Source organism: Roseivirga sp. E12, assembly GCF_017592825.1.
Taxonomy (GTDB): Bacteria; Bacteroidota; Bacteroidia; order Cytophagales; family Cyclobacteriaceae; genus Roseivirga.
Map to the genome: position 1 here is coordinate 34,660 of NZ_JAGFMD010000003.1, position 16,598 is coordinate 51,257.

Consider the following 16,598-nt stretch of genomic DNA (forward strand, 5'->3'; position numbering starts at 1 on the left):
TTTAAAGTCAAGCAAAGATATCACTAACTTCGCAGTGTGGAAATAAAGCCATCACCGGTTCAGGAAATTAAGGAAGAGCTCTTCAAAGAAAAGAATGTCCGAGTATTCATTAAGCGTGAAGACCTGAACCATCCCATAGTCTCCGGGAACAAGTGGCGTAAGCTCAAATACAACTTACAGGAAGCCAAAAATCAAGAACATCAAACGCTCCTGACTTTTGGGGGTGCTTACTCCAATCATATTTATGCAGTGGCTGGTGCCGGTAAAGCTTATGGCTTCGAAACGATAGGAATTATTCGGGGAGAGGAGATTCCTCCCTTGAATAAAACACTGAGTTTCGCAGTTTCTTGTGGAATGAAATTGCACTATCTCAACCGTAGTGACTATCGTGAGAAGAATGCAAGAAATGTCAAGCAAACATTACATAATTTGTTTACGCCCTTCTATGAAATTCCGGAAGGAGGCACCAACAACCTAGCCATTAAGGGCTGTACGGAGATCATTCAGGAGCTGGAACACGACTATGACCACTACTGTCTCTCAGTGGGCACGGGAGGCACTATTTCAGGCATTATTCAAGGACTCAAAGGCAGCTCAAATGTGGTAGGCTTTTCTTCACTAAAAGGATCATTCTTGACTTCAGAAGTAAAAAAACTGAATTCAGAGTACTCTGATAATTTATATGAGAACTGGCAAATCAATAACGATTTTCATTTTGGGGGATATGCCAAGACTAAGCCTGATTTATTAGAGTTTATGGAAGGCTTTGAAAGTAGGCAAGGTGTATTGCTCGACCCAGTTTACACGGGTAAAGCCATGTATGGGCTATACCAACTTATCCACAATGATCATTTCAATTCAGGAGATAGAATTCTCTTCATCCACACGGGTGGACTGCAGGGCAGAAAGGGCTTCGGACTATAACTAATTCAGAGGTGAGCCACCCCAGAGTTTCGTGTACTCTTCACAGTGTACTATGATGGTTTTGTACTGGCTAATGTCTATTGAAGACGGAATGTCATAAGTCGCAGCGCCCTTGTAAGCACTAAGCTTGGCAACAAAGACGGGGTCACCTTTCTTTAATGCATTCTTACTTTCAATATCATCAAGTGCTGCCTTTGAAAGAAAAATTTTCAAGTCGGGGGCCTCTTTTGCTTTAAAGTCATCAGCAAATACAACCTGATGCGTGTCTCCAGATTTCACAATCTTCCAAGAACCTTCAAAAGTTGTCCAACGGCTGTAATTGTCAAATTCTCCTTGATAAACGACTTCTTGTTGATTTAGAAATGAGAGAGAAGCAAAAATTAAAAGGGTCGAGATGGTCTTCATGATATGAAAATTTCACTCATAACGTCATGTGGAAACAAATTCGTTCCATCAAGACTATCGCTTGAAGTACTAAGAGAGCAAGTCTTCAAATACTTCTCTCAACTTACCGAAGGGCTTGATGGCAATGGCCCTGCCCTTTAAGTCAAGGCCTTTTACATTGTACTTGGAGATGTATATTTCTTCAAAGCCAAGCTTCTCTGCTTCTGAAATTCGATTTTCAATACGATTAACTGCCCTAATCTCACCACCCAAGCCAACCTCCGCAGCAAAGGCTACTTTTTCAGAAATAGCCACATCATGATAAGAACTGACAAGGGAGGCGCAAACAGCTAAGTCTAAAGCAGGCTCTTCTATTCTTATGCCACCAGCAACATTTAAGAAAACATCTTGGGCACTAAAACGCAGACCTCCGCGCTTCTCAAGAACTGCCAATAGCATATTAAGTCTCTTACTATCAAAGCCCGTTGTACTTCTCTGAGGGGTGCCATAGGTGGCAGAGCTTACTAGAGATTGTATTTCGATCAACAATGGACGGTTTCCTTCAATGGTTGCTCCAATAGCCACACCAGTCAAATCCTCAGCCCTCTGTGAAATAAGGATCTCAGACGGGTTCGAAACCTGACGAAGACCAGACTCTTGCATTTCGTAAATACCGAGCTCGGAAGTCGAGCCAAATCGGTTCTTTACTGTCCGTAGAATTCTATAGGTTAAGTGACGATCACCCTCAAATTGCAATACAGTATCTACCATATGCTCGAGAATTTTAGGCCCCGCAATGCTTCCGTCTTTGGTAATATGACCCACTAAGAAAACAGGTGTATTGGTCTCTTTGGCAAACTTCATTAGTTCACCTGTACACTCTCTTACTTGAGAAACTGATCCTGCAGCCGATTCTATGCGGTTGGTATGCAAGGTCTGAATGGAATCAATGACCAGCACCTGAGGTGACATTTCCTTGATTTGACTAAAAATATTCTGAGTGCTGGTTTCTGATAGAATAAAGCAGTTATCACTTTGGACTCCGATACGATCGGCACGCATCTTTATCTGCTGTTGACTTTCCTCACCAGAAACGTAAAGGACTTTGGTCTTCGCAGAGCTTAAGGCCACCTGAAGCATTAATGTCGACTTGCCAATTCCCGGTTCTCCCCCAATCAGCACAAGCGAGCCTGCGACAATTCCTCCGCCTAAAACACGATTCAATTCAGCGTCTTTCGTGACTAACCTTCGTTCGGCACCCTTCTCAATTTCTTTAACGTTGACCGGTTTTTGCTTAAGGGTTGGTTGGTCGGTATCTCGCCAAGAAGTTTTAGCCGGGTCTCCTTTTTCGATTACTTCTTCAACATAGGTATTCCACTCATTACACGAAGGGCACTTACCAATCCATTTTGCTGAATTGGCGCCACAATTTTGACAGATGTAGACGCTTTTTACCTTGGCCATTGACTAGCAATATAAACGATTTTCATACCCTAAGCGAGCAGCTCGGAAATGTCTTCGGTTGTAAGTTTTTTGATAAAGCTTTCCTCAGTAGAAATAAGGTCTGAAGCCAGTTTAAGTTTGTTCTTCTGCAAAGCCAATATCTTCTCTTCTACCGTATCTCTGGCGATAAATTTATAGGTAAACACTGTCTTTTTCTGTCCAATCCTATGGGCACGATCCACCGCTTGCTCTTCGATGGCTGGGTTCCACCATGGGTCAAGTAAAAAGACATAATCAGCTTCGGTCAGGTTGAGCCCTAGCCCACCAGCACGAAGGGAAATTAAGAAAAGCTTAATGTCCTTATTGTTTTGGAAAGCATCAACTTGACCTTGTCGATCTTTAGTGGTGCCATCCAAGTAGGCGTACGACATGCCTTTGTCATCAAAGTACTTGCGTACAATGGTCAGGTGCTTCACGAACTGACTGAAGATTAAGATTTTATGTCCCTCACTCAAGGCCGACTCGATCATGTAGCGAATATCTTCGAGCTTACCTGAATCACCCTCAAAATCCTCTTCTACCATTCTTGGGTGATTTGCAATCTGACGCAGCTTAGTCAAGCCTTGTAACAAAAGGAGTTGAGATTTTTTGATCCCGCTGGACTCAATCGTATCAAGAATTTTGTTTCGGTAATATGACTTTACCTCTTCATACTTTTCGGCTTGCTCAGGAGACATTTCACTGAATTTGACACTCTCGATTTTCTCCGGGAGGTCTTTAGCCACTTGTGATTTATGCCTTCGCAAAATGAATGGCTTAATGATCACATTAAGCTTCCGAGTCTTCTGAACATCTTGCTTCTTCTCAATAGGCAATTGAAATTCATTCTTGAAGTACTTTTCGGCACCCAGAAGACCAGGGTTAACGAAACTCAGCTGAGACCAAAGGTCCATGGTGCTATTTTCCAATGGCGTACCCGTCAAAATCAGACGGTGCCTTGATTTAAGCTTACCCACAGACTTAGCTATGAGCGAACCTGGGTTCTTAATCGCTTGCGATTCATCGAGAATCACATAGTTGAAATAGAACGAATTGAGAATATCAATGTCGATGCGAGTAATGCCATATGAGGTGATCACCAAGTCATAATTGGCAAACTGCTCAGGGTTTTTATCACGTTGCGTCCCTGCGTAAATGAGTACCTTAAGATTAGGTGTAAATTTTGACGCCTCCAATTGCCAGTTATAGATCAATGAGGTGGGCATAATCAACAAAGACGTTTGTATGGCGCCTTCACTTTTTTGGGACTGTAAGAGGGCAAGCGTCTGTACTGTTTTACCAAGCCCCATATCATCTGCTAGGCACCCTCCAAAACTGTATTCTGCCAAAAAGCGCATCCAGTTATAGCCTGCCTTTTGATATGGTCTGAGTTCTCCCTTAAATTCTTTGGGCAAGTCATAGTCTTCGATTTCCTCAAAACCCTGAAGTTTTTGAAGCTTTCGGTCCATCGAAACCTGCGCCAACTGCCCGTTTCTAAGGTCTTCGACTAGGGAGAGGTGATGCTTTCTCAATTTTAGGTTTTGGCCATGGCCATCGTCTTCCATAAAAGCGAAAAGCTCTGCATAATCAGTCAACCACGCTTCTGGAATAACAGCGATCTCTCCATTTGGAAGCTTTATCTCTTTGCTCTTTTTGTTGATCAGTTTTCGAAGCTCATTAAAGGAGATCTCGAAGTCTCCAAAGCGTACAACAGCGTGAATGTCGAACCAGTCTATACTCTCATTTACCTTGATTTCCAGCGAAGACTCACCAACAAAGTATTTCTTGCGTTCAGCATCTGTCTGCTTGACGCTAATATCATATTGCTCGAGTACATCCGCATTGTCCTTTAACCAGGAAAAAGCCCTGCCCCTTGACATAGCCACACGCCCATTCTGAAACTTTAAACCAGAATCTAGGAGCTTTTGTACCAAGTCTATTTCGGTATCGGCATCACGCCTGACTTTGTGAAAAACATAGGAATCGTTCTTCTTTTCAAGCTTTACTGAGGAGTTAGGCGCATTCTCATAAGGAAATTGATAAGGGCCGTAGTCAAAGCTAAGTTTGAATAGAATCTTACTCTCTTCCTCCTCGGCATTCGCCTTGCCATTAGTTCCAAAAAGTTCTCCATTAGTTGTTTGAACAAGTTCTGAGAACGAAATGACTGGTTTTACCGGATAACTCTCTGTATTGATGTCAAACCCTTTGGCATAAACGTCAAAGGAAGCCACCAATTGGGTCACAAACTTTTCGTAGTAGGTCTCTTCCACCTTCCTAGGCACAACAATGAACTTCTTGTTGAGAAAAGGTCTCAGTTTCTTACCATCTACATTTTTAGCAAAGCGCAAGAGTTTATTACCAACAATGAGCCAAGCCGGTTCATGACAAACCAAGAATGAACCATTGTACTGCCACTCCACTTTTTCCCCTTTGTGTTTCATGGTTGGGAAGTAGTGGGTGTTATCATCGTTTCTTCTAAAGTGAAAGAGCACTGTCGCCTTTTCGTCCTCCCAAGAAAGTTCTTTCCAAGCTGGCTCACCGTCACGGCCCATCTCAAAAATTCTCTTGCCTCCTAAACGTTCAAGTATTTTCGCCCTTCTATGCTCAAGGTGGTGGTGTATTGTTTCTTGAAGGGCCTTGTCTCCTTTCTCCTTGTCATAAACTTTGAAAAAAAAGTCCGCTGGCTTAACCCTTTGCTTATAGAACTTGAGTACTATCGACTCTTGCTGCATTTCATCCATAAGCTTAATAAGCTCATAGTCGGTCTCATTGAGGCCGGCTGCAAATTCCTTTGCGTTTTTTGATGAAATATTCTGGTGTTGGAGCGTGAGACGTCCCTTTTCATCCAATTGAACTACAAATGATTCAAACAGATATCCAAGGTATTCGTGCTCATAGAGTGAGTAAATTAATTGGAACGGTTGAGCAGTTGAAACCTTCATTTGAATCTTGAGCGAATCGCAAATTAAAGATTTCTCTCAAAGGGAAAAACTGTCTCGTGTAAAGTAAGATTAATTTAATCTAAGTAAGCGATTGGGTTTACTTTTGAAGCCAGAACTGCTGGTCGATAAGCGGTCAAAATAGTGATGATCGTTATGCTCAAGCCTACCATTATAAAATCTGTCCAGATGATCTTTACCGGGTAGGCTTGATTGACTGCGTTAGACATACCCAGCCCAATTAACTCATAGGTTTGCTGTAACCAACAAAGGAATAGGCCCAATAGTAAGCCCACCACGCTACCCAGAATGGCAATGATGATCCCTTGTTTTATAAAGATGCCTTTGACAAGGTTTTTGGTAGCACCAAAGGCAAAGAGTACCGACATATCTCTGCGCTTCTCAATTGCTAACATAGACAAAGAGAAGAAGATGTTGAAGGAGGCAATCAGTGTAATAAATGTAAGGGCGATGTATACAAACAGCTTCTCAATTTTTACGGCCTTCAAAAGCTCAGAATGTTGTTCATCGCTATCCAGCACGCGATAGTCTTCCCCTAGAAGCGCCTTTAGTTCTTTCTTAATGCGACCCAGGTTTTCACCATCTCCAATGTAAACCTCAACAGATGTTCGCTCATCTTTATAGCCTAAAACTCTTTTGGCTGCTTCAATGGATGTCATTACCAATGACTCGTCATAAGCCTGTTCTACACTGAAGACTGCCGAGGGCTTTACTTTGGTTCTTCTCACAGAATTGGTTGTAAAACTTGCTTCAGGCCTGAGGTTTCGCGGATAGACAATTTCAATCTCAAACAGATCATTATCCAACAAAATGCCCAATTCATAGGCAACACCTGCCCCTAGAATTGCAAAATTCACGTCATTTTCTCTCAATTTCAGTTCACCTTGCAGCAGAAAGGTATCCAGCTTATTGGCCTGCAAGTAACTCTCTTCAATGCCCTTAATCCTCACCACCACTTGCTGATCGCGATATGACACCAGCGCGTTATCTTCAATGACCTGTGCTGTATTGGTAACTCCTGAAATCTGCGTGATCTCTTCGATGAAGTCTTCAGATACCTCGAAAGACTTTCCCTTAACTGATTCAATCTTCAGGTCTGGGTCGAATGTCTGATACACAGATCTTAATACATCTTCTAACCCATTAAAAACGGAAAGGACCACAATGAGTGCCATGGTACCGATCGCCACGCCAATCATAGATACCCAAGAGAGCACCTGAATAAAGTTTTTGGTCTTTTTAGAGGTAAAGTAACGCCTTGCTATGAAGCTGGAGACATTCAATCTTCTTCTGGTTCTGATGATTCGTCCTTAGGAATTTCCAAAGAGCCGAGAATCTCATCCATTCTTGAAGCAGTTTCCGCTGTGCTGTCGTTAAAGAAAGCCAGTTCAGGAATAACCCGCACATCCTTGCCGATAGCCCTTCCTAGTGATCCTCTAATTCGGGATTTTACGCTATTTAAAAACTCCAATGACTCGTTAGTCGCGCTTACAGGAAAGATGCTGATGTACAGTCGTGCTAAACCCAAGTCAGGGCTCATCTCCACGTCTGTGACGGTAACTAGCTTTCCCAAAAAATTTGCAGAGTAGTCCTGTTGAAGAATCTGACTCACCTCTTTCTGAATAAGCTTAGAAAATTTCTGCTGCCTTTTGCTTCCTGCCATTTTGCAAATATCTGATATAATTATTGATTTTCCTTCCAGCCTAATTTTTAGCTTATTTGCACAGTCTTTTAAACCCAGATATTGCTCAGCTACTTTAAGAAAAACGACCCCTACCGAATTGTTGGACTGTTAATGATACTAATAGTCACAAGGATAACGTTTTTCTTCTTCTTCAAAACGGAAGATTGGGTACTAACCATTGATTCTGAAGGTCCCTTGTCGAACGAAACCATTCACTCTGGACCTATAACGAACCTGCTCTTTATGGTTGTTTCTTTCTTTAACACCGAGGTGCTGGACACTCTTTTGGCAGGAACGCTTATTCTACTCAATGGCATTCTGCTGAACTCAATATTTATCAGAAACGCATCCTTTCAGGAAAGCTCCTATGTGCCTGCTTCGATGTACATAATTCTTATGAGTGCCTCAAAGGACTTTTACCACTTGAGTCCAGCGTTGGTGGGGAGTAGCTTTCTTCTAATCTCGCTCAACTTCTTGTTCTACCATATTAAGTATAGAGGTACCGAAGAAAATATAATCAGTACTGGCTTCACCATAGGTCTTGCTGCACTCTGTTACTATCCGTTTATGTGGATATACATCATGGTGTTAATTATTTATCTGCTCTACTCTGGTACTATAACACGCAGGTATTTTCTATTGACCTGGGGATTTGTCTTACCCCTACTGATCACATGGCTTATCTTCTTTGTATTAGACAAGGGTGATCAATTCCTTAACACGCTGTTTTCTGGAAGTGTAGACCATCAAATCTTGGGTGAATTGTTAGAGCAGTCTCTGATTGTTTATGGCTTTGCTCTGGCCTTGAGTTTGGTAGCCGCCATTCAAAATTTTGCAGGTCAGGGGATGACCAATCATCAAATACTAGTTCAGAAAGCTATGAGCTGGGTTGGCTTCTTCGGAATACTAGCTTTTGCCATTTTCGGATTCAATAACTTAGCTGCTTTGGTCTTGGTAATACCGGCCATGGCTTATTTCTGCACCAAATTGTTTGCCGACCTATCTAAGAAATATGTGGGAGAGTTACTCTTTTTGGGTATCGTGGCCGTAGCCATCGCAACTATAGTACTCGGCTACTGACAACTAATTTTGTCTACCCTTCTTTCGTGTCTGCCTCCTTCGAAGTCTGTAGTCAAAAAGGTAGAAACCATTTCTTGCGCTAAATCATAGTCAACAAACCTGGCTGGAATACAAACCACATTTGCATTGTTATGCTGTCTGGAAAGTGCTGCTAAGTCATTTTGCCAAACTAAGGCTGCCCTGATCCCTTGGTGTTTATTGGCAGTCATACACACACCATTACCGCTTCCACAAATTGCAATACCGCAGTCCAATTCACCATTTTCGATCGCAGTGGCCATCGGGTGGATATAATCGGGGTAGTCAACAGAATCCGTAGAATTTGGTCCGAAGTCCTTCACCTCATATCCATTGTCTTTCAAGAAGGATACTACTTTATCCTTGTACTCAACCCCAGCATGATCGCCACCAATTCCTACTTTTTTCATAATCGTCTTTTTTCTATTCTCTTTTGGACTCTTCTAGATATGATAATACTGATCTCGTAAAGGAAGGTCAGTGGCATCGCAATCAATACTTGGCTAATGACATCGGGAGGCGTAATAATGGCCGATATGATCAATATAACCACAATAGAATGCCTTCTGTATCGCTTCATCAATTTAGGCGTGATAATTTCAGCCTTTGACAAAATGTAGGTGACCACGGGTAACTGAAACATCAGGCCACAAGCCAATGTCAATGTGGCTACCATCCCAATAATTGACGATAAATCAAAGATATTGTCAATTTTGATGCTCAGCTCGTAGTTGTAGAGAAAGTTGAAACTAAGCGGAGTCACTATAAAGTACCCGAAAAGTACCCCCAGTAAAAACAAGAATGTTACCACCACCACAACTCCACGAGATGCCTTCTTTTCAGTGTTACGAAGACCTGGTTTAACGAATCTCCATACCTCCCAGAAGGTATATGGAAACCCAAGGATCAAGCCAACCACCAGTGAGGACTTAATATGCCATACAAACTGTCCTGTAACGGTTCTGTTCTGGATTACCATATCCATATCTCCTAAACAGAGCGCTGGGGTATTGATCAGTTCGGCCAATCGGCATAACTGTTGGTATGTCCAGAAATTTGACTGAGTTGGGCCAAGAATGGTCTCGAAAATAATATCCTTGAACAAGAAGGCAGCTATGGAAAAAATAAATACTGAGGCTGCAGCACGAACTAAATGCCACCTAAGTTCTTCTAGGTGGTCAAGGAACCCCATTTCCTTTTCTTGCTGATCGTCTTGTAGTTGGTCTAGTGCCAATTATGCTTTAAATAATGGGTATTGATTCATCCAGGCATTCACTTCTGCCTTTACACTTTGAAGGTTAGCCTCGTTTTCCGGGTCCAACAGCACTCTGTCGATATACTCAACGATTCTTTCCATATCTGCCTCCACCAAACCACGTGTAGTAACTGCAGCGGTACCAACCCTCATTCCTGAAGTAACGAATGGCGACCTATCATCAAAAGGTACCATGTTTTTGTTAATCGTAATATCTGCCAAGCCTAGTGCTTTCTCTGCGAGTTTACCTGTAAGTCCTTTCGACCGCAGATCTATTAGCATCAAGTGGTTATCTGTTCCGCCAGAAATCAGATCGTAACCCTTGTTCACAAATGCCTGCGCCATAACACTCGCGTTTTTCTTTACTTGAAGCACATACTCCATGTATTCATCGCTGAGCGCTTCACCAAAAGCGACAGCTTTAGCGGCAATTACATGCTCTAATGGACCTCCTTGAGTTCCCGGAAAAACACCACCATCTAAGAGCTGAGACATCATCTTGACATCGCCCTTCATGGTTTTATGACCCCATGGGTTTTCAAAGTCTTCGCCCATCATAATCAAACCACCCCTAGGTCCCCTAAGTGTTTTATGGGTTGTTGTGGTCACAATATGGCAGTGCTCCAATGGATCGCTGAGCAAACCTCTTGCGATTAGGCCTGATGGGTGCGAGATGTCTGCCAATAGTATGGCTCCAATCTCATCCGCAACTTCTCTCAAAGTGGCATAATCCCATTCTCTACTGTAGGCAGAAGCGCCACATATAATCATTTGAGGTTTCTCTTTCCTGGCAGTCTCCACCACCTTATGCCAATCGATAAGGCCCGTCTCTTTTTCTACTCCATAAAAGAAGGGTTGATAAAGCTTACCCGAGAAATTAACTGGAGATCCGTGTGTCAAATGCCCACCATGTGAGAGATCAAAACCCAAGATTTTGTCGCCCGGATTTAAGCAGGCTAGCATGACCGCAGCATTGGCCTGTGCACCTGAGTGTGGCTGAACATTGGCCCAAACCGCTCCAAAAAGTTCTTTGGCACGATCAATTGCTAGGTTTTCGATTTCATCGACTACCTCACATCCACCGTAATATCTTTTTCCAGGAAGTCCCTCTGCGTATTTGTTGGTCAAAACCGAGCCCATGGCTTGAATGACCTGAGGTGAAGCGTAGTTTTCTGAGGCAATTAGTTCGAGCCCTTCGGTTTGTCTTTTCTCTTCTTTTGATATCAGATCAAAGACGATTTGGTCTTGCTGCATTCAATAATGTTTTGTCAAAAATACGCTTTGGTTCAGTAATTACCAATGGCATTTGCTGCGAAGATTTCAGGGAAATTAAGGAAGTCTATTTAAGCCTGTTTTGTATCAGGTTTGATGCTCAAAACAGACATAATAGTTTCAAAAACCTGACCTTGGGTGAATGGTTTTCCGATATAACCATCCAGCTTGTGTGCTTCGACTTTCTCTTTTACCTCATCATAGGCAAAAGTGGTGTAGGCTAAAACAGGAACAGGGCTGTTTTTGAATTGCTCAGTCTCATGCAAAAGCTTGGTAGCCTTGTAGCCATCGATGCCGGGCATGTGCAAATCCATTAGAACGAGATTAATCGAACCCGTAGAAAATTTTTGAATTCCTTCTTTGGCAGAAAGCGCTTTGATAGAATTCGCTCCAAACTTGCTGAGTGTCTTTTCTGCAACAATTAGATTTATTGGGTTATCATCAATTACAAGGACAGTTATGTCTGATAAAACCTTGCTTGAAGTCGTTTCTTTTTTCTCAACACCCTCCACGAACTCATCGTCCATTGGTTGGATTTTGTTGTCAATCAAAAAATACGACTTGGCACCCATAAATAAGTTGCTTGTATGTTATTAATGATTAGGGGATTGCAAATGTCACCCTTTTAGTGGACATTTTTTTTACCGAGGCCAAAAAACCTCTCTAAATGTGCCTTTTTTTAGTATATATTGTCTTTTACCTTTTTGATAATGAGAATTGCTCCCGGACATGAATTTTTTTTAAAAAAAACCCTCTCTTTTGGGTGACCTTTTAATTGCCTAATCACTAAAGAAGTAGAGCATGAGTGTAAACTCGTTGATCTTACGATTGCGGAACGGTGATCGTACTGCACTTGAGGACATTTACAAAAAGTATAGAGCCAGCTTTTTAAAGTGGATTACCTATACCCACAAGTGCACCGATGACGAGGCTGTTGATATTTTTCAATACTCCATACTCTCCTTCTACGAAAACGTTCTAGAAGAGTCGTTTGAAGAAATGAACGAAGCAGGGATTAAGACTTATCTCTACTCTATAGGCAAGAATAAACTACTCGCGGATTCGCGAAAGAATTCTAAGATTTCTTATCAAGAAGAAATTGACGAAGATGAACTCTTCGAAGTCCTAGAAGAAGATGATTCGGAGAAAGAGGTCAGACTTAACAAAATCAAGAAGCTCGTTTCCGAGCTGGGAGAACCCTGTAGTGAAATATTAAGACTTTTCTATTTCAGCAACCTTAGCAACGATGAAATTGCTGAGGTGATGAGATATAAAAATGGAAACACTGTGAAAAACTTAAAATACAAGTGTATCCAAAGAATAAAGAATCAACTATAGGTAAACCCTTATGATGAGCAATTTTGATCTGCTAGACAGGTATTTTTCCAATGAGCTTGACAAAAGCGAACTCAAGGCTTTCAATGAAAGGCTAAAAACTGACCCCCAATTCAATCAGGAATTCCAGGAGATCAAAGAAATTAAACTTGCCGTTAAGCTAGAAGCGCGCAAGAATATTAAGTCCTTATTTACTGACATCGAGGACTCCCTCAACCAAGAAGAATTGACTACCAACAATCAGACTGCTATGAAAAGAATGTTAACCGTGGCTGCCAGCTTGATACTTATGGTATCGGTCAGCTACTTTGTCCTAAACGGGAGCGGGCAACCGTCACCGAAGGACGTATTTACTGAATATTACAAACCCTATAATAACCTGAACGGACAAGTCAGGGGCGAATCAATAAATACTGAATCAATGAGTGCTGCTGCGTACAGTGCTTATGATGCCGGTAACTACGCTCTTGCTGTTGAAAACTTCGAAGTATTAGTAGAAGTTGAGAAGACAGCCGAAAACTATTTCTATATGGGTATTGCCAATATCGAAATCGGTAATTATGAAACTGCCGTTAAGAGTTTAAATACTACGCTTAACAACTTCTCCACTTTCAAAGACCAATCTAAGTGGTACTTGAGTATGGCCCTTTTAGCTGATAAGAAGGAGGAAGAAGCTTTGTCTTCACTAATTTCCTTGTCTATGAAAAAGAATTCATATTCAAAGAGAAGCAAAGAGGCCTTAACTAGCCTTGGGTTTGACGGTCTAGACAATGAACCTGATGGTGGCCCTGCTGTAGAAGTTATTGTGAGGCCTGATGATTCGGAAGGTGGAGATAGTCCTGACGGGTCTATGGGCAAACGCCAAATCCAGTTTGGTGAAGTCAAAAGCCTTTTAACCGGAGATTTTTATAGATTTCACAATGAAACACCAATCAAATCTCTTGAGGAAGGAGACTATGTTGAGTTTATTATCTTGAAAAAAGGTAGTGGTAGGAAATCCAAAGGCTGGGCCTTTATATTAGATAGTGTTTATTAAGAATCTTTATTTCACACACATATACACGCGAGAAGAAGGGCTATATAGCCCTTTTTCTTTTTATTAAGAGTAGGGCAATAATGGTTAACAAGGATAGGGCAGCTATCGATAAAAGAGTTACTTGACCTAAAGTCCAACCGCTCTTTCTCTGATCTTTTCTAACATTCTCACCAAGTTGAAGAAATGCCGCCCAATAATATGGATGAGCTGAATACTCGTCACTTCTTTCCAAGTAATTGAGCTTAGCCTGGCGCAATGACTCATTAATCGTGTGACTCTCCCTAAACGATTCGTACATGTCAACCATTATTTCAGATGTAATTTGATCATTCACTTTCCAAAGACTCATTACGACAGACGGGACTCCTACCAAAGCAAAGCCCCTCGCAATACTGAAGGTTCCTTCTCCTTTATTCAAAACTCCTATACCACTTTCACAGGCACTTAGCACGGCAAGCCTAGCTCTTAAATCAGCTCTATAGAGATCATCTGTGTTAAGGATATTATCTTCTTGGCCATTAAAGATCAGACTTGATTCGTACCTACTTACAGTGTCTGCTTGCCCATGAATAGCAAGATGCAAAATATCATAATCCTTTGCTTTATCTAAAAATTCTGTCTTTGTGCCATTTGCACCGATGAGGTATGTCCCTGGCACTGATGCCTCCAAAAATCGTATCTCTTTTTCAGTACCAGGAAGAGATTCATATGAGCCTCGGTCGTATGAAGTTTCTCCTTCTTGTTTAAACCCAATACCCAATAGCCCTTTTCCAGCTTTATCCTTATCCCAAGAATTCGACAACAATTGTGTTGACAGTTGATATTGAACGCTGAATTGTTTGACTAGGTAACTCAGCTCGTCAAAGCTTGAAGGACCCCCTTCCATAACCAACGTTTCAAAAGGGAGCCTTGACAGTATCTCGTCTGGAACAATAATCAAGTGTCCAGACTCAATGTCCAGTTCATCAAAGGTAGGACGCAATAGTTTATCAAAAACACTAGCTGATTCGTTGTGAAATACTGTTGCTTGACCCCTAATCTCTTCCGCTTTTGGCGCTTTTGAAACCAACGCAATTACCTGCTCTATTGATGCCAGAAGTTGTTCATCAAGTTTAACCCGATTAAAAGATTGTCGATCATCAATTTTGGCCAGAATATATATGTCTTCCTCACCGTAAAAGAACTCAACTAGCGCCTGACTTTTTTTAAGGTTCGGAGTTTTACTGTTGTTCAGGAGTTCTACAAATGAGTTTTTGCTGTCAAATTGAGTAAGTAAAAATTCAACAGTATCCCTTACCTCTTGAACATCATTCCTTGCCAGCAATAACTGGTCGTTTATCGTAATGACCGAATCACTTGTAACAGACTTGTCGATAAGGCCGTCAAAGATTTTTTGAAGTCTTTCAACATTGTTTTTGGCTTTAAAAAACAGTTCTTTGATATCAATATTCAATTGATCATTATTCACTAGGTCAAATTCATTTGACTGTTCCAGAAATAATATAGCCTTACTGTTGCTTGCAAAGCCCATTGCATCATTGAAGTATTCTTTATTTCCCGTGGACTTATATAATTTGAAAGAAATATCCAGCCCATTCTCATAAAGCCTCTTGAAGTTCTCGCTCAAAAAAAGCTTGCCTTGGGTTGCAAGAAGTTCTTTTCTCCTACTTAAAAGTAGTTTGTGAGTCTCAAGAATATATTTTCTAGAAGATAGAAGAGCTTCCTCCGTGGAATAATCATTAAAGGCAGCATTCTTCATACTCGATGCCTTTTTCTGTAGTATCCTTAGGTCTTCGTAAGAGAAGTCAACGTTTTCCGTTGGGGGAAACCCGTGAAGTTCAGATGTATATGACGGGATACTATTTCTTAGGGCTGAATCATACATTATCAAAGATTCTTTCCAGTCTCTCTTATTGAAATAATAATCCCCAAGGTGTTTGTAGTTAACTCTTAAGTTAGAATTTGGGCTCGTCACTAGATTCTTCATTTCTGCCAATGACTCGTCCAAGAATCTTTTTCCTTTCTCATCGGCTCCTAAATTTAAATAGCAAAGGCCAAGGTTAATTTTTACTTGGGCCCTGAACCTGAGACTATTTCTAATAGTGTTTCCCCTACTATCCTCAATGGGTAATTCAATCGCTTTAGTCAGAAAAGGTAGTGCCTTTTGTGGTTTACCAACGGCCATATAAGCGATGCCCATCAGATTGTTGAAGGAATAGTATTCTGGCATTTGATTCCTTGGAATTTTCTCCACCAGAGGCATTGCTTCTTCCCCTATATCAATTGCTCTTCGATGATCCTTCTTGTTATAGAGAACTCGTGCCAAGTAATACTGAGATTCGGCAAAATACCTATCAGAAACTTCTTCACGATGATCTTTAGCATATTTATATCCTTGAATCGCATAAGACAGAGCTTGCTCAAAGTCTCCTTTTTGGGTATAAATTGTAGGATAGCTCTGAAGCAGAATTAAGATTTCATCTCTGCTAGGTGTTGGTTTCAATTCTTCTAGTTCCACAAGCTTATCCAAATACTTCAAAAGAGTATCTTGACTTCCTTCAGAATACTGATAGGCATAGTACTTGTACTGTATTAGTCTATTGTACCCCGCTGAGTCATATTGAACAGCATTGTCATAATACACTAGGGCAGTATCAAAATATGATCGTGCTTGATAAAAGTTCCCCAGCCTATGGTCCAATACCCCTCTTGTGTAGTATGTCCTCGAAATTAGTATATGCTCTTTTGGTAACTCAAGTTGCGCTAACCTAATAGCCTCTTCAATTGTGTCAATAGCCTGATCATACTTATTTAACCTCCTCAAAGCCAAAGCCTTTTTTTCCATAGCATAGACGATCTCCTCATAGTTTTGCTGTGCTTCTGCCTGAGTAATGATGGCTTCAAAAGCAGCTAAGGCTTCTGGGTATTTTCTTTGACTATAAAGTTGTTGGGCGGCTTCTAAATCAGGGGTGGAATAGGAGTACTTCGACTTTAGCGCAAGCTCTTGTGCTAGCGATAGGCTTTGGGTAGCAATCAATAAGAGCATCGAGGCCAAAAATATAGTGGCCTGGTGGTATATTCTGTACACTTTAACTAGTCGAGGTGAATCTAATTGAAGATACGAACATTCATGCAACATACAAACAAGTGTTAGGCACTAACATTTAG

At 41.4% G+C, this 16,598-nt stretch carries 14 protein-coding genes; 4 read left to right on the top strand and 10 right to left on the bottom strand.

The window, feature by feature from the left end; all coding sequences use genetic code 11:
- The first annotated feature begins 36 nt into the window (after positions 1–36).
- Entirely contained in the window at positions 37–924 is an 888-nt protein-coding gene (locus J4E76_RS09635; protein ID WP_208503571.1) for a pyridoxal-phosphate dependent enzyme, read from the top strand.
- Here J4E76_RS09635 and J4E76_RS09640 read toward each other — a convergent pair whose 3' ends face one another.
- From J4E76_RS09640 to rbfA, 5 genes are all read right to left on the bottom strand, one after another.
- Complete coding sequence (locus J4E76_RS09640; RefSeq protein ID WP_208503573.1) at positions 925–1,329, bottom strand: DM13 domain-containing protein; 405 nt, start codon at positions 1,327–1,329, stop codon at positions 925–927.
- 69 nt (positions 1,330–1,398) lie between these two features.
- Positions 1,399–2,772, bottom strand: a complete 1,374-nt coding sequence (radA, locus tag J4E76_RS09645) for a DNA repair protein RadA (RefSeq protein WP_208503575.1) — start codon at positions 2,770–2,772, stop codon at positions 1,399–1,401.
- 29 nt (positions 2,773–2,801) lie between these two features.
- Positions 2,802–5,732, bottom strand: coding sequence for a DEAD/DEAH box helicase (locus J4E76_RS09650; protein WP_208503577.1), 2,931 nt, complete (start codon positions 5,730–5,732; stop codon positions 2,802–2,804).
- Positions 5,733–5,806: 74 nt separating this feature from the next.
- Positions 5,807–7,033 carry an FtsX-like permease family protein gene (locus tag J4E76_RS09655; protein ID WP_208503579.1) on the bottom strand — a complete coding sequence of 409 codons (1,227 nt, stop codon included), beginning with the start codon at positions 7,031–7,033 and terminating at the stop codon, positions 5,807–5,809.
- Positions 7,030–7,413: a 30S ribosome-binding factor RbfA gene (gene rbfA, locus J4E76_RS09660; protein WP_208503581.1), complete on the bottom strand. Its 384-nt coding sequence runs from the start codon at positions 7,411–7,413 to the stop codon at positions 7,030–7,032. Before rbfA ends, J4E76_RS09655 begins: the two co-directional genes overlap by 4 nt.
- Before the next feature lie 81 nt (positions 7,414–7,494).
- On the opposite strand from rbfA, the gene J4E76_RS09665 reads away from it, so the two are divergent.
- Positions 7,495–8,514: a DUF6427 family protein gene (locus tag J4E76_RS09665; protein ID WP_208503582.1), complete on the top strand. Its 1,020-nt coding sequence runs from the start codon at positions 7,495–7,497 to the stop codon at positions 8,512–8,514.
- Here J4E76_RS09665 and rpiB read toward each other — a convergent pair.
- The 4 genes from rpiB to J4E76_RS09685 all read right to left on the bottom strand — a co-directional run bounded on the left by rpiB (position 8,508) and on the right by J4E76_RS09685 (position 11,631).
- A complete protein-coding gene (gene rpiB / locus J4E76_RS09670) occupies positions 8,508–8,945 on the bottom strand; it encodes a ribose 5-phosphate isomerase B (RefSeq protein WP_208504090.1) in 438 nt (145 codons plus the stop codon). The genes J4E76_RS09665 and rpiB overlap by 7 nt on opposite strands.
- Positions 8,939–9,766, bottom strand: a complete 828-nt coding sequence (tatC, locus tag J4E76_RS09675) for a twin-arginine translocase subunit TatC (protein ID WP_208503584.1) — start codon at positions 9,764–9,766, stop codon at positions 8,939–8,941. Before tatC ends, rpiB begins: the two co-directional genes overlap by 7 nt.
- Positions 9,767–11,041 carry a serine hydroxymethyltransferase gene (gene glyA, locus J4E76_RS09680; RefSeq protein ID WP_208503587.1) on the bottom strand — a complete coding sequence of 425 codons (1,275 nt, stop codon included), beginning with the start codon at positions 11,039–11,041 and terminating at the stop codon, positions 9,767–9,769.
- 89 nt (positions 11,042–11,130) lie between these two features.
- Positions 11,131–11,631, bottom strand: a complete 501-nt coding sequence (locus tag J4E76_RS09685) for a response regulator (RefSeq protein ID WP_208503589.1) — start codon at positions 11,629–11,631, stop codon at positions 11,131–11,133.
- A gap of 229 nt (positions 11,632–11,860) precedes the next feature.
- Between J4E76_RS09685 and J4E76_RS09690 the strand changes: the two genes are divergently transcribed.
- Both J4E76_RS09690 and J4E76_RS09695 read left to right on the top strand, forming a co-directional pair.
- Positions 11,861–12,397 carry an RNA polymerase sigma factor gene (locus J4E76_RS09690; protein ID WP_208503591.1) on the top strand — a complete coding sequence of 179 codons (537 nt, stop codon included), beginning with the start codon at positions 11,861–11,863 and terminating at the stop codon, positions 12,395–12,397.
- Between the two features lie 13 nt (positions 12,398–12,410).
- On the top strand, positions 12,411–13,430 hold the full coding sequence (locus tag J4E76_RS09695; protein ID WP_208503593.1) for a hypothetical protein: 1,020 nt from the start codon (positions 12,411–12,413) through the stop codon (positions 13,428–13,430).
- Between the two features lie 40 nt (positions 13,431–13,470).
- Here the strand turns inward: J4E76_RS09695 and J4E76_RS09700 are convergent, their stop codons facing one another.
- Positions 13,471–16,476: a CHAT domain-containing protein gene (locus J4E76_RS09700; RefSeq protein WP_208503594.1), complete on the bottom strand. Its 3,006-nt coding sequence runs from the start codon at positions 16,474–16,476 to the stop codon at positions 13,471–13,473.
- Positions 16,477–16,598 lie beyond the last annotated feature (122 nt).

Excerpts from the sequence above, each read along its gene's own strand:
- J4E76_RS09640 (WP_208503573.1), bottom strand. The coding sequence starts at position 1,329 with ATGAAGACCATCTCGACCCTTTTAATTTTTGCTTCTCTCTCATTTCTA.
- radA (WP_208503575.1), bottom strand. The coding sequence starts at position 2,772 with ATGGCCAAGGTAAAAAGCGTCTACATCTGTCAAAATTGTGGCGCCAAT.
- J4E76_RS09650 (WP_208503577.1), bottom strand. The coding sequence starts at position 5,732 with ATGAAGGTTTCAACTGCTCAACCGTTCCAATTAATTTACTCACTCTAT.
- rbfA (WP_208503581.1), bottom strand. The coding sequence starts at position 7,413 with ATGGCAGGAAGCAAAAGGCAGCAGAAATTTTCTAAGCTTATTCAGAAA.
- glyA (WP_208503587.1), bottom strand. The coding sequence starts at position 11,041 with ATGCAGCAAGACCAAATCGTCTTTGATCTGATATCAAAAGAAGAGAAA.
- J4E76_RS09685 (WP_208503589.1), bottom strand. The coding sequence starts at position 11,631 with ATGGGTGCCAAGTCGTATTTTTTGATTGACAACAAAATCCAACCAATG.
- J4E76_RS09690 (WP_208503591.1), top strand. The coding sequence starts at position 11,861 with ATGAGTGTAAACTCGTTGATCTTACGATTGCGGAACGGTGATCGTACT.
- J4E76_RS09695 (WP_208503593.1), top strand. The coding sequence starts at position 12,411 with ATGAGCAATTTTGATCTGCTAGACAGGTATTTTTCCAATGAGCTTGAC.
- J4E76_RS09700 (WP_208503594.1), bottom strand. The coding sequence starts at position 16,476 with ATGCTCTTATTGATTGCTACCCAAAGCCTATCGCTAGCACAAGAGCTT.